We start from the raw sequence: 13,767 nt of genomic DNA, 5'->3' as shown, positions 1-13,767 counted from the left end.
CAACCGATAAAGGCGTTGTAAAGGAGCCCTACACGGTTCATATCTGGCGTATAAACGTCGAAGACGGGGCAGGATAGGTAATGTTAGCTAACCCGCAAGCGGGCCAGCCATCATTACACCACCTTATTCGCAGCGGGGCTGCTCAACGGTGATCCTGCTCTACGAGGTCAATCGGCTACCGCCTTGAGGGAGAACGCCATGGACGACGCGGCCGAAATCGAAGGGGCTCCCGAAGGCGGGAGCCGGCGTCGCGGCCGTCACCTTCGCGTCCCGGTGACGGCCGAGGAGGGGCAGCAGATCGAGGAACTGGCGCAGCAAACCGGGTTGTCGATCGCCGCCTACCTTCGCCTTGTCGGGCTTGGCTACAAGCCTCGCAACGTCGTCGATTTTGACGAGGTGCAGCGCCTAGTCGCGGTCAACGGCGACCTTGGCCGCATGGGCGGCCTGTTGAAGCTATGGCTGACTGACGACGCGAAGCTGGACGAGTTCAAGCCGGAGGAAATGCGGCGCATCGTTCGCGGCCTGTTGAAGAAGATCGAAGCCGGGCAGGAGGAGCTTCGCGAGATCGCGAAATCGGTCCTGATCGCCCGCCCGTGATTTTAGCGGCTAAAATTTTCGGGGCCGCCGTATGATCGCCAAGCACGTCTCTATGCGCGTCACGCGCAAAAGCGACTTTGGCGGTTTGGTCCGATACATCACCAGCGCGCAGGGCCGCGACGAGCGGGTTGGCGATATCACCGTCACCAACTGCCAGACCGACGATCCCCATGCGGCAGCTATCGCGTGCATGGCCGTGCAGGCGCAGAACAAGCGGTCAGAGGCGGACAAGACCTATCATCTGATCGTGTCCTTCCGACCCGGCGAGCGGCCGACCCCGGAAGCCATCCGCGAGATTGAGGAACGGATTTGCGCCGGGCTTGGCTATGCCGAGCACCAGCGCGTCAGTGCGACGCACCACGACACGGATAACGTCCACCTTCATATCGCGATCAACAAGGTTCATCCGACCCGGCGCACCGTCCATTCCCCATTGCGGGATTACCGGACGCTTGCCGAGCTTTGCGACAAGCTGGAAACCGAGTTCGGCCTTGAGCGTGACAACCACGCTTCCCGGAAAAGGGGGGGAGAAGGCCGCGCCGCCGACATGGAGCAGATCGCCGGCTTGGAGAGCATGATCGGTTGGGTGCGGCGTACTTGCGGCGACGAAATCAAGGCGGCCGATAGCTGGCAGGCATTGCACGCGACCATGGCGGCCAATGGGCTCGCGATGCAGGCTCGCGGCAACGGGCTTGTCGTCATCGCGCAGAACGGGACGGCGATCAAAGCCAGTTCGATCGCCCGCGACCTATCCAAAAAGGCGCTTGAGGATCGGCTAGGGCCATTCATCGCGGCCGATGGCGCTCAGACCCCTGCAACAGCGACACGGGCCTATGAGCCGCGCCCAATGGCGTCGCGCGTGAACACCGCCGAGCTATTCGCGCGCTACCAGTATCAGCAGACCAACCGCCGTGCCGCCCGATCGGCCGAGTTGGCAGCGGCATCAGCCAAGAAGGCCGCCGCGATCGAGGCGGTAAAGCGCGCCGGGCGATTCCGCAGAGGCGCGATCAAGCTGGCAGGGGGTAGCGGGCTGACCCGCCGGCTTTCCTACAATCTCACGTCTCGCGCGACCAAGCAGGCCATCGACAAGATCGCGACGGCCTATCAGCGCGAGCGCGAACGGATCAACGCCCGCAACGACCGCAAGGGCTGGCACGAATGGTTGCAGGCCGAAGCGAAGGCCGGAAACACGGAGGCGCTGGCGGCCCTTCGCGCCCGCGAGGGGCGCAGCCATAGGCCCGCCAATGCGGTGCAGGCGACGCCGGGTGCGAGCCACGGGCTCAGCGCCAGCGAGCGCGCCGATCATGTCACCAAGCGGGGGACCATCATCTACCGCACAGCCGGCGCGGCCGTCAGAGACGACGGCGCGAGCTTGCATGTGTCCCGTGGAGCCGAGATCGAGGGCATCACCGCCGCGCTCCGCATAGCGCGCGAGCGATACGGCGAGGAATTGTCGATCGCCGGCAGCGCCGAGTTTAAGGAGCGCGTCGCACAGGCCGCAGCACGCGCCGCGCTCCCGATCCGTTTCGATGATCCCGAGCTTGAGCGCCGTCGTCAGGCGCTTGTCACCACCCTAACCCAGCAGGAGGCCAGCCATGGCGGACAAGACCTTGGACGAGGAGATAGAGGAGGCGATGCGCCTCGTGGACGGGAGCGCCCAGCCGGAGCCGCCACCGGCCCCGCCAGAGTCCCCACAGGCCCCGCCAGCGGGGGAGGAGCCGCAGACGGCACAGGACAGCCAGGTATCGCCCGAGGCGCTACCAGCGGAGCCGGATTTGACGGAAGAAGCGGGCCAGCTCGACCACGGAGCGCCGGAGGAGCCCGAGGGCTTACAGGTGGCAAGCCGAACATTGGTCGCGTTGGACGAAGCCCGCCGCCCGAAGCCAGAGATCGCGTGCGGAATCTGTCCGAACTCGGTGTGGTTCGCCACGCCGAACGACCTTCGCTGCTATTGCCGCGTGATGTTCGTTCAAACGTGGACGGCGCAGAAGCCCGGCGAGATCGTCTCTTGCGATGGGATGTTTCTGGGGCAGGAATGACCCCCGAGCGGATCACCGCAGCCGAGAAATACATCGCCGAGCGTGAAGCCAAACGGCAATCGGGGATGGATATACCGAAACACCGGCCTTTCGAGACCGGCGACGTTCCGCTATCTTACGCAGGGACGAGAGTAGTGGAGGGCCAGAGTTTGGCGCTCCTGAAGCGCGGCGACGAAATCATGGTGCTGCCGATCGATGCCACCAGCGCGGCCAGAGCCGCCAGATTGGCGATAGGCGACCGCATCGAGATCGGGGCCGATGGGACCGTGAAGGGACGAGGACGCAGCCGATGAGTACCAAACGGAACAACGCAGTCGGCCCGCAAGTCAGGACACGCGGGCGCAAGACCGGCCAATCGCAGGGAAGGGGGCTTGTCGCCTTCATCGTGCTGGCGTTCGTCATCGGAGGGCTTGCCGTTGCCACGCAGCTATTCGCCCGCAGCATGGCCTATCAGCCGACATTGGGACCGAACTGGAATCACATCTATGCCCCGTGGCGGATCGTCCAATGGTTCCTGAATTGGCAGAGCGTCCCGAGCCTAAAGCAGCCGTTCGGTAAGGCGATCGGGATAGGGATGGTCGTCGCAGTCGCCGGCCTTGTCGTCGCCATGGTGGCGAAGGTGGCAATGTCCAAGCGGGGCAAGGGCAACGAGTTCCTTCACGGATCGGCGCGATGGGCCGACATGAAGGATATTCAGGCGGCCAGCCTGATCGACAACGACGGCGTTTATGTCGGCGCTTACGAGGAGAAAAACGGCAAGGTTTCCTATCTCCGGCACTCCGGCCCCGAGCACGTTCTGACCTATGCGCCGACGCGATCGGGCAAGGGCGTGGGCCTTGTCATCCCGACCTTGCTTTCGTGGAACCACAGCACCGTCGTTGCCGACTTGAAGGGCGAGCTTTGGGCGCTGACCGCAGGGTGGCGCAAGCAGCACGCCGGCCAGACCGTCATGCGGTTTGAGCCGGCATCGTCGCGGGGGAGTGTCCGATGGAACCCGCTGGACGAAATCCGCGTCGGCACGGACAACGAAGTCGCCGACGTTCAGAACCTTGCCACGCTGATAGTCGATCCCGATGGCAAGGGGCTGGAAAGCCACTGGCAGAAGACTTCGCAGGCGTTGTTCGTGGGCGTCATTCTGCACGCGATCTACAAGGCCAAGAATGGCGGCCCACCCGCCACCATGAGCGAGGTTGACGGGCTTCTGACTGACCCAGCGCGCCCGATCAAAGGGCTATGGGAAGAAATGATGACCTACGGGCATCTGCCCGGCGGAAAGAACCATACCGTTGTCGGACGCGCAGCGCGCGACATGATGGACCGCCCCGATGAGGAGGCCGGGTCCGTCCTTTCCACCGCCAAGAGCTATATCGAGCTTTACCGCGATCCCGTCGTTGCGGCGAACACGTCAACGTCGGATTTCTCGATCCGCGACCTGATGAACCACGACACGCCGGTAAGCCTCTACATCATCACACAACCGACCGATAAGAACCGGCTCCGGCCCCTTGTCCGCATCATGTTGAATATGATGGTCCGAATCCTCGCACCAAAGCAGGAGTTCGAGAACGGCCGCGTGAAGGCCAATTACAAGCACCGGATGCTGTTCATGATCGATGAGTTCCCCAGCTTGGGGAAGCTCGAAATCATTCAGGAGAGCTTGGCGTTCGCCGCCGGCTACGGCCTCAAATTCTATCTCATATGTCAGGATATCAACCAGCTTCGCAGCCGGGAAACGGGCTACGGCCATGACGAGCTAGTCACGTCCAACTGCCATGTGCAGAACGCCTATCCGCCCAACCGGCTTGAGACGGCCGAGCACCTGTCAAAGATGACCGGGCAGACGACCATCCTCAAAGAGCAAATCACGACCAGCAAGAATAGGGGCGGGGGTTGGTTTTCAGGTTCGGAATCCCGAACCGTGCAGGAAACCCAGCGCCCGCTTTTGACCCCCGACGAGTGCCTACGGATGCCGGGGCCGAAGAAGAACGCGAACGGCGATATCGAGGAAGCGGGCGACATGCTTCTCTACATGGCCGGCTATCCCATGATCTACGGCAAGCAGCCGCTGTATTTCAAAGACCCGACGTTCCTTGCCCGCGCTCAGGTTCCAGCGCCCGACAAGAGCGACAAAATCCGCAAGGCAAAGCCGTCGAGCGCCGATCGCGCCGCCATTGATGAAAGCGACGAGGCCGAGGCCGCGCCGATCCGGGTGAAGCTGTGAAGCGGCCCAGCCTCAAGACGATCGGCCGTTATACCGCGCTCAGCGTCTTTGCCGTGTCGATCGCGGGCGTCGCCGCCGCAGCAGCGGGCGTGCGCGTAAACATGACCCGCAGCATACCGCTAGGCTTCTACCGGACCACGAGCGAGCCGGTGCAAAAGGGCGCTTATGTCATGTTCTGCCCGCCCAAGCGGGAGCTTTTCGCCCTCGCATTGAAGCGTCGCTACATCGAGCCCGGCGACTGCCCCGGAGGCAGCTATCCGATGATGAAGCGGATTTTAGCGGCTAAAAATGACCGGGTGCAGATCGGCCCCAACGGCGTCGTCATCAACGGCGTGCCGGTTCCCAATAGCGCGCCCCGGCTGCACGATGGCGCAGGGCGTCCGCTCCCGCATTTCATCGGAAGCGGCAAGGTCGCAGCCGGCGACGTGATCGTGATCGGAGAGAGCAAGGTTTCATTCGACAGCCGATATTTCGGGCCGATCCCGCGCGAGCAGATCAGCACCGTCATTCGTCCTATCGTGACTTGGTAGGGGCGGGCCGATGAGCGGAGAGATCGTCGTCATCGCCGAAAAGCCCGACCTCGCGAAAGCGATTGCCGAGGGCTTGGGGGGAGGGAGCCGTCAGGACGGCTACATTGATTGCGGCCGCCATTACGTCACTTGGGTTTTCGGCCACATGCTTGAGCTTGAGGCCCCCGAAACACCGTGGACCATGGCCGAGCTACCGATCAGCTTCATCCCGTGGAGCAAGAAGCCGTCGCCCGACAAGATGAAGCAGCTTCGCGTCATCCGCGACCTGTTGAAGCCGGCCAAGGGCATCATCCATGCCGGCGATCCCGACGATGAGGGCCAGCTACTCGTTGACGAGGTGATAGAATGGGCCGGCTCCCGGCTCCCGGTTCAGCGCGTCCTTATCAACGACTACAATCTGAAATTGGTGCAGCGCGCGCTTGCCACCATGCGCGATAACCGCGAGTTCGCCGGCATGTCCGCAGCGGCCGAGGCCCGAGGCGTCGGCGACCTTCTCTATGGCGTCAACATGACCCGCGCCTATACGCTCGCGGCGCAGGCAAAGGGCTATCAGGGCGTGCTCAGCGTCGGGCGCGTGCAAACCCCCATCCTTGGCCTTGTCGTGCGTCGCGACCGCGAGTTCGAGGCGCACACCAAGGGCTATTACTACACCGTCACCGGCCAATTTCAGATCGGCCAGCACGCTTTCCCGGCTCGCTATCAGATTGTCGATGGCGATCCCGTCGATGACAAAGGCCGCTTGTCGGATCAGGCCCACGCGCGCGCCATCGCCGCCGCAGTATCCGGCAAGCCGGCGAGGATCATCAGCGCCGTGACCAACGCCAAAGAGGCGTCGCCACCGCTCCCCTACAATCTGTTGAAGCTGCAAACCGATGCGTCTCGCAAATTCGGTTTCAAGCCCGATCAGGTGAAGGAGATCACGCAGACCCTTCGCGAAAAGCATCGGCTGATTACCTACAATCGCAGCGACAGCGAATATCTCAGCGATGAGCAGCACGCGGACGCAGCCGGCGTGCTGGCGGCGATCGGCGAGACGGCCCCCGTATTGGCCGCGCCCGTCAAACGTGCGGACCCGGCCATCAAGAGCCGGGCCTTTAACACCGCAAAAGTTTCAGCCCACCATGCGATCATCCCGACCGAGGCCACGGCCGACCTGTCCAAGCTCAGCGACGGCGAGCAGAAAATCTATCTGTTGATCGCCCGCGCCTACGTCGCTCAGTTCTGGCCGACCCACGAATACGACCAGACCGATATCGTTTTGGAGGTGGAGAGCCGGCGCTTCACGACGCGCAGCAACATCACCACCCGACCGGGTTGGACGACGCTCTACAAGAACGACGCGGGCAACGAAGACCTAGCCGATGATGAGGAGGTGTTGGCGCTGGACCTACGCGCGCTCAGCGCCGGCCAGACCGGCACATGCGCCAGCGCCAGCGCCGACCAGCAGGAGACGAAGCCCAAGCCGCTTTACACCATGGCGACGCTGCTAACGGACCTTACCCGTGTCGCCAAATACGTCCGTGACGATCGGTTGCGAAAGCTCTTGATCGAGAAGGACAAGGACAAGGCCGGCGAGCATGGCGGGATCGGCACCCCGGCGACGCGGGACGGCATTATCGCCACGTTGTTCGATCGCGGATTCCTGATCGAAAAGGGCAAGAACATCGTCAGCAGCCCGCAGGCGCGCGAGTTCTACGACGCCTTGCCCGATCAGGCGAAGTTCCCCGACATGACCGCCATCTGGCACGAGCAGCAGCGCGCGATTGCAGATGGATCGAAGGACGCGCGATCGTTCGTTCAGAGCCTTGCCGATTATGTCGCGCGTGAGGTCGCGGGCGTGAAAGAGCATGGCCTGACTATCAAGACCGACGCGCCGCCCTGTCCGACGTGCGATAGGCCGCTACGGCGCGTGAAGGGCAAGAAGGGCCACTTTTGGGCCTGCACCGGCTATTCCGAGGGCTGTAAATATACGGCCGAGGACAAGGGCGGAAAGCCCGTGCTGATTAAGAAAGAGCCCCCGTCCGTCTCTGTCATGCACAAGTGCATGTCGTGCGGCATGGGTTTAGTCCGCCGTCCATCGGCCAAGAAGAAGAACAGTTTTTGGTGGAGTTGCAGCGGATATCCCGACTGCAAACAGACCTATTTCGACGTGAACGGGAAGCCCGATTATAGCACTAAGGAGAAGACCGCATGACTGACACCAGCAGCCCCACCGAGGAAGCAATTCGCGCTTACGGTGATGACCTGATCCGCCGCAAGCTGATCGATGCGGAGATTCCCGGCGCGGTAGTCGAGTTCGATCCGGACGAAGCGGAACGTGCCGGCGCGTTCGTGGAGGACGCCTTGAGCGAGGCCGACGCCCGCGACGCGGAGGATGGCTTGGAGATCGAGCCCGCCGATCGCGCCAAGCTCAGCCTGTTTGCCGCAGCCCGCAACGCCTGAAACCGGAGGCTACCATGGCCGAGGACAAGAAGCCTTTTCACGAGCGCGTCGCCGAGAAGATTATCGACCAGCTAAAGGCCGGCACCGCACCTTGGCAGCGGCCGTGGAACCCCGCCGCAGCCGGAGCCGAGGGCGGGTCGATCATTCCCATCAACCCCACCACCGGCAAGCGGTATCGCGGCGTCAACGTCGTCAATCTCATGTCCGAGGGGCATGAGGATAACCGATGGATGACCTATAAGCAGGCCGCCGCAGCCGGCGCACAGGTGCGGAAAGGCGAGAAGGGCTCGCTTGTCCAATACTGGAAGTTTGACGACGAGCAGACCCTAAAGGACGCGCAGGGCAAGCCGATCAAGGATGCCGAGGGCAACACCATGAAGGTGCGCGTGGAGCTTGAGCGGCCCCGCCCTTTCTATGCCGTCGTTTTCAACGCCGAGCAGATCGAGGGCCTGCCCCCGCGCACGCCGCCCGTGCCGCCCGAATGGAACCCGATCGAGCGCGCCGAGGCCATATTGCAGGCGTCAGGCGCGAAGATCACCGAGCTTGCCGGCAACCGCGCGTTTTATAGCCCGGCTACCGACAGCATCACCCTTCCCGAGCGGTCGCAGTTTCCCAGTGCCGACCGATTTTATGGCACGGCGCTGCACGAGGTAGGTCACTGGACCGGAGCGCCGAACCGGCTTGATCGCGATCTAGCCCACCCGTTCGGATCGGAAGGATATGCGAAGGAGGAGCTTCGCGCCGAGATCGCGAGCATGATTTTGGGCGACGAGCTACAGATCGGCCACGATCCAGAGCAGCACGTCGCCTATGTCGCGTCGTGGATCAAAGCCCTTGAAGACGATCCCATGGAGATCGTCCGCGCCTGTTCCGATGCCGAGAAGATCAACACGTTCATTCTGGCGTTCGAGCAGAAGCAGATTCAGGGACGCGACGGGCAAGCCGTCGCGGCCGAGCAGCCCGACGCAGCGCCGTTGACGCCGGCCGACCCCGAGGAGGCCGATCGGCGCGCGACGATGGACCAGCCCATTGGTATCGTGCTGCACACGGCCGATAGCGATTTCAGCCACTACCATAGCTTCAATCACGGCTACGATCCGACCGTGGGCGCACCGCACGCGGACTTGGAGGCCGCGCTAACCAGCGCCGGCCTTACCCGGATCGGCGACGTGGTAGGCGATGACAGCCGCGAATATGGCGCGATGTGGGAAACCGCGATTGTGCGCCTGTCTCCGGTCTTCGGGATCGCGCCCGACGACATGACCATGACCAACGCCTATCTTGAACGGAAGGGGCTGGCGGATGCCTTCGCCCGAGCCGGCGAGCAGTTGATACAGGCACCGGCCCTTGCCGTGCCGGCGCAGGGCGTCGCGGGGGAGATCGCCGAGCAGGACACCCCCATCAACGTCGCCTTTCGCGAGAAGAACGAAGCGAAGGGGCTTGGAGCCAAATGGGACAAGGAAGGGCGGACGTGGTTCGTGCCCGCCGGCACCGACCTTACCCCCTTCGCGAAATGGGCCGTGGAAGCCCCAGCGCCGGCCGTGGAGGGCCGCGACCAGCAGCAGGCACCAGCAGAGCCGGAACGCGCAGCGCGGGCCACAGCGCCCGCCAGCGCCGAACAGGAAGGCCAAGAAATGACCGACACCCCCAAGCAGGCCCCGGCCCGCAAATATCTGGCGGTTCCCTTTGGCGAACGGAATGTCGCCAAGGCCCACGGCGCGAAATGGGATGCAGGCGCGAAGTCTTGGTACGCCCCCGAAGGCAGCGATCCGGCCAAGCTCGCCCGCTGGAATCCGGAGAACCGGCCGAACCGTCAGGAGGCGGCCGTCAGCCCCCAGCAGGAGTTTGCCGAGGCGATGAAGGCCATGGGGCTGACAGTCCCCCACGGCCATCCGATCATGGATGGCACACGCCAGCGCGTGCCGGCCGAGGGCGACAAGGGCAAGGAAACGACAGGCTCCTATCGCGCCTATCTGGACGGCCACCCCGCCGGCCATATCGAGAATTTCCGCACCGGCTTGGACATGAAATGGAAAAGCACCGGGAACACGCTTTCGGAGGAGGAAAAGGCCCGGCTCAACGCCGAGGCCGCGACCAAGCGGGACGCGCGCGAGCGCGAGCAGACCGCGACCTATGAGGAAACCGCCCAGCGCGTGCAGCGCCGGGCCGCCGGCTATCAGCAGATCGAAAGCCCGACGCCCTACATGGTCAGGAAAGGGATCACGCCGACGATCGGCGCGATGACAGACGGGCGCGATAGCACGATCCACCTTCCGGCGATCGACACGCAGGGCACGCACTGGACGACGCAATACATTCAGGAGGACGGCACCAAGCGGTTCGCGAAGGACAGCCACAAGGAGGGCTGTTTCCACGTCGTCAACGGCGGCAGGACGCCCGAGGAGGCGCTTGCCGCCCTTGCCGCCGCCCCTCGCCTTATGATCGGCGAGGGCTACGCGACCATGACCACGATCGGAAGCGTCGTGGGGCACCCGACCGTCTCAGCCTTCGATTCCGGCAATCTCCCCGCCGTCGCGAAGGCCCTTCACGAACGCTTCCCCGACAAGCCCATATTCATCGTCGGGGAGGACGATCAGCGCGTGCTAGAGCGGCACGGGTACAACCCGGGCCGGGAGAAGGCGACCGAGGCGGCGAACGCTGTAGGGGGCAAACCGATGTTCCCGACCTTCGCCCCCGGCGAGCAGGCGGCCGATCCCAAGCGGTTCACAGACTTTAACGATTTGGCGATGAATAGCGCGCTTGGTCGCGAGGGGCTTGAGCGCCAGGTCAAAGCCGCCGTGGAAAATCCACGGGCTCAGGCTTTGACCGGCCCACGCCTCAGCGTGGACGAGGAAACCCAGCAGCAGCGGCGTTCAGGGCCGGCGATCGGCAACGATCAGCCGGCCCAGCGGCGCAGCGCGCGCATATGATCCGCAGGATGGCAGGGGCGACGATCGCCGCCCTTGCCGTCGCCGGCCTCGCCACCACGGCCGCCGCCCGACGCTATCAACCTCCAACCAGCCCGCTCCCGATCGCCGCGACGACGGGCGTTCCCACGTCGATCCATGACGGGGACACCTTCCGCTTTGGCAAGCTCCGGGTCCGCGTTTGGGGAATTGACGCGCCCGAGCTCGAAACGCAGTTCGGCCCGGCCGCGCGCGCCCAGCTCGTGCAGCTTGTCGCCGATCGCCGCGTCACATGCCGCGACACTGGCAAGCGGAACCACGATCGGATCGTGGCGCAATGCTGGAATTGGCAGGGCGTCGATCTAGCCGCCGCCATGGCGCGAACGGGATGGGCCGTGAATTGGTCGACGTTCTCCCACGGCCGCTATCTGGCGGACCAGCAGGCCGCCCAGCGCGAGCGGCGCGGCGTCTTTGCCTATGGCGTCCAACCATGGCGCTAGAACCCGATCCCAGCCCCTGCCACGTCGAGTTGATCGCCCGCGACCCGGCGCGCAATATCCATCGGCGCTACGCGGTCGAGGCCGGCCCCGACCTGTTCGGCGCCATCGTCGTTCGCACGGCTTGGGGGCGGATCGGAGCCCGAGGACAGGAGAAGACGGTTTCGTTCGTCGCGATCGAAGACGCTCAGCGCCACGTTCGCGCCACCCTGCGCCGCCGGGCGACGTCGCCCAAGCGGAACGGCGTCGCCTACGAGATCACAGACAGCAGCGAGGCGGACGGTGAGCTTTGGGGCACCGCCTCACTGTCGCGCCGATGAGCCGGCGCTGCAGCATAGAGATTGGCGTCTATGACCCGGACGCCCAGCCCGATCTATCCGGAGGTGCGACGTGGAATATTTTAGCGAACGGGTGCTCACTGAGGAATTAGCCGACGCGAAAAAGCTGTTGGAACGTGCGCTGGCGATCCTCGACAGAACCGGCGAAACAGAGCCGGCCGCCCTCACATGCGAGGCGATCGAGCGGCTGATCGGCGCGCCCAGCCCGATCGAGCAATGGTATTTGATGACCGGCCGCCAGCCAGACGGGTCCGCACGCGCATAGCGGCTCGTGCTCGAGCAAACCGAGATCCGCTGCGCGGACGGCCTGCTCGAGCATAGTCGCCAATGTCTATGAGATCCACGACGCCCTAACGCGCGATCGGAATCTCAGCGATCCGCGTTGTCCACGACGGGCTCTTGCGCTCCCGTTTCGTGTCATAGGATCGATCGCCCTGCCCTTCGGCCGCGACGCGCACCGTATTGCGTCCGAACCGACCATTGAGGCCGTCGATCGCCGCGAGCAGCGGGGCGGCCTTCGGATCGACGGCCGCGAAAAGATCGATTTGCGCCGCGCTGGCCGGGTGCAGCCCTTCCAGCATCACCCCGCACTTGGAATAGATCGAGCCGGGCACGAACATGGACTCTGCCATGGTCCCGGCCATGCCGGCGATCGAGCGCGGATCATGCGTTGCCGGCGACAGTCGCGCCGATCGCGACGCCGACGGCGCGTTCGGCTTGAACCGGCTTCCATGTGCGAAGGCGATCATTCGCGAGGCGACCAGCCCTTGCGCGCGTATCTTCTCAGCGGCGCGGACGGCGCGGCGCACCATCGCTTCGCGCAGTGCGTCCCGATCGCCGACAGGCTCCCCAAAGCAGCGCGTGACGGCCGTTCCCTTCAACGGCTCCGGCTCCGGCGCGAAATCCGAACATTCGATGCCGTTCAGTTCGCGCACGAGGCGTTCGAGCACGACCGTTCCCACGTCGCGGGCGACGGCCGCGGGGAGTGCCGCCAGATCGGCCGCGGTCCTCACACCCAGCGGGCGCAGCCGGGCCGCCAGCGCGCCGCCAATGCCCCACACTTCTTCGACAGGCCATGTCGCGAACATGCGGTTGCGAAGCTCAACGTCGTGCAGATCGATGACACCGTGCCAGACCTTTTCCGACGCCTTCGCCAGTGCGTTCGCCACCTTGCTCAGAGTCCGCGTTGGACCCAGCCCGATCCGGGTTGGCAAGCCCACCGATCGCGCGACGGCTTCCCGAATCCGATGCGCCATTGCCACGTCCCCGCACCCGTTCGGCAGCACCGGCAACCGGAAGAAACTTTCATCGATCGAGTAAATCTCGACGGTATCGCTATGCTCAGCGATCACCATGTTGAAGCGCCGGTTGAGATCGGCATAGAGTTCGTAATTCGAGGAGCGTAGCTCCACCCCATGCCGCCGGATCAGGTCGCGCATTTTGAAGACGGGCGCTCCCATCTTGATATGCAGCGCCTTCGCTTCCTCGCTTCGCGCGACCGCGCAGCCGTCATTATTGGACAGGACGAGGACCGGCACGTTCCGGAGCCGAGGATCGAACAGGCGTTCCGCCGAGACATAGATGTAGGCGCTTGCCAACGTAGCGGGGTCTGCTCGCCAACGGAGCGGATTCCTGCTCGGATTATCTGACAATGGCCGGGCATTGCTGCTCAAATTAGCTGCCAATGTGCTCGCCCTTATCGGGCGCTGCTCGCAAACGAAGCGTCGTGCTCACATTACCTGCCAACGGGCGGCGGGGTATCAGCGCGGCACCCGTATCGACCCATCGGCGATGCCCTCGGCGACTTCGGTGAGCATGACGCCATAGCGATAGAGGCCAGGAAACCGCGTGGCATTCGCCTCGATCTCTCCGCGATACGGGCTGTCGAGCAGCGCCTTGAAGTCTGGCATGAGATCGAACATGCCGGCCAGCAGATCGATGTCGGACGCGCCGGTGAGCAGAAGTCCGTTCGCTCGCGTGTCGAGCCGCGTCATGATTTCCAGCATTTCGGTCCTGGTCATCGGGGCCTGTCCGTTCTGGTTGTCGGCGCGGTCATTGAAGCAGCGCGCCGTGATCTGCAAAAACGACCGTTTCTGACGATCCGCCAGTCCTGCTCGGCCAGCAACGCCTTTCTGCGGCGCGGTGTTTATCAAAACTGTTATAGAAAGCATCTTCGCAAAAGGCTATGGGTTCGACG

Annotated in this window: 12 protein-coding genes; 10 read left to right on the top strand and 2 right to left on the bottom strand. The window is 64.0% G+C overall.

What is annotated here, in order from left to right; all coding sequences use genetic code 11:
• The first annotated feature begins 198 nt into the window (after nucleotides 1-198).
• From C3E99_RS19560 to C3E99_RS19515, 10 genes are all read left to right on the top strand, one after another.
• On the top strand, nucleotides 199-597 hold the full coding sequence (locus tag C3E99_RS19560) for a plasmid mobilization protein (protein ID WP_104960485.1): 399 nt from the start codon (nucleotides 199-201) through the stop codon (nucleotides 595-597).
• Nucleotides 598-628: 31 nt separating this feature from the next.
• Entirely contained in the window at nucleotides 629-2,929 is a 2,301-nt protein-coding gene (gene traI, locus C3E99_RS19555) for a TraI/MobA(P) family conjugative relaxase (protein ID WP_104960484.1), read from the top strand.
• Nucleotides 2,926-4,857, top strand: a complete 1,932-nt coding sequence (locus C3E99_RS19550) for a type IV secretory system conjugative DNA transfer family protein (RefSeq protein ID WP_104960483.1) — start codon at nucleotides 2,926-2,928, stop codon at nucleotides 4,855-4,857. The genes traI and C3E99_RS19550 overlap by 4 nt, the downstream gene beginning before the upstream one ends.
• Nucleotides 4,854-5,387: a conjugative transfer signal peptidase TraF gene (gene traF / locus C3E99_RS19545; RefSeq protein WP_104960482.1), complete on the top strand. Its 534-nt coding sequence runs from the start codon at nucleotides 4,854-4,856 to the stop codon at nucleotides 5,385-5,387. Before C3E99_RS19550 ends, traF begins: the two co-directional genes overlap by 4 nt.
• Nucleotides 5,388-5,397: 10 nt before the next feature.
• Nucleotides 5,398-7,581, top strand: a complete 2,184-nt coding sequence (locus C3E99_RS19540) for a DNA topoisomerase 3 (protein ID WP_104960481.1) — start codon at nucleotides 5,398-5,400, stop codon at nucleotides 7,579-7,581.
• Nucleotides 7,578-7,829 carry a conjugal transfer protein gene (locus tag C3E99_RS19535; protein WP_104960480.1) on the top strand — a complete coding sequence of 84 codons (252 nt, stop codon included), beginning with the start codon at nucleotides 7,578-7,580 and terminating at the stop codon, nucleotides 7,827-7,829. The genes C3E99_RS19540 and C3E99_RS19535 overlap by 4 nt, the downstream gene beginning before the upstream one ends.
• 14 nt (nucleotides 7,830-7,843) lie before the next feature.
• On the top strand, nucleotides 7,844-10,759 hold the full coding sequence (locus C3E99_RS19530) for a zincin-like metallopeptidase domain-containing protein (protein ID WP_104960479.1): 2,916 nt from the start codon (nucleotides 7,844-7,846) through the stop codon (nucleotides 10,757-10,759).
• Nucleotides 10,760-10,767: 8 nt separating this feature from the next.
• Nucleotides 10,768-11,235 (top strand): thermonuclease family protein, encoded by a 468-nt coding sequence (locus C3E99_RS19525; protein ID WP_234002710.1) that lies wholly within the window; start codon nucleotides 10,768-10,770, stop codon nucleotides 11,233-11,235.
• Entirely contained in the window at nucleotides 11,226-11,552 is a 327-nt protein-coding gene (locus C3E99_RS19520; RefSeq protein WP_104960477.1) for a WGR domain-containing protein, read from the top strand. Before C3E99_RS19525 ends, C3E99_RS19520 begins: the two co-directional genes overlap by 10 nt.
• A gap of 70 nt (nucleotides 11,553-11,622) precedes the next feature.
• Nucleotides 11,623-11,835: a hypothetical protein gene (locus tag C3E99_RS19515; protein WP_234002709.1), complete on the top strand. Its 213-nt coding sequence runs from the start codon at nucleotides 11,623-11,625 to the stop codon at nucleotides 11,833-11,835.
• An 85-nt stretch (nucleotides 11,836-11,920) separates the two neighbouring features.
• Here the strand turns inward: C3E99_RS19515 and C3E99_RS19510 are convergent, their stop codons facing one another.
• Both C3E99_RS19510 and C3E99_RS19505 read right to left on the bottom strand, forming a co-directional pair.
• On the bottom strand, nucleotides 11,921-13,168 hold the full coding sequence (locus C3E99_RS19510; RefSeq protein WP_104960475.1) for a Y-family DNA polymerase: 1,248 nt from the start codon (nucleotides 13,166-13,168) through the stop codon (nucleotides 11,921-11,923).
• A 162-nt stretch (nucleotides 13,169-13,330) separates the two neighbouring features.
• The gene (locus C3E99_RS19505; RefSeq protein ID WP_234002708.1) at nucleotides 13,331-13,651 is read right to left on the bottom strand and encodes an arylsulfatase regulator; all 321 of its coding nucleotides are present in this window, start codon (nucleotides 13,649-13,651) and stop codon (nucleotides 13,331-13,333) included.
• Nucleotides 13,652-13,767: the final 116 nt, after the last annotated feature.

The organism is Sphingopyxis sp. MG (assembly GCF_002953155.1).
GTDB classification, from domain to species: domain Bacteria; phylum Pseudomonadota; class Alphaproteobacteria; order Sphingomonadales; family Sphingomonadaceae; genus Sphingopyxis; species Sphingopyxis granuli.
Note: the sequence above shows the minus strand (reverse complement) of the source record. Positions and strands in the feature narration are given on the sequence as shown.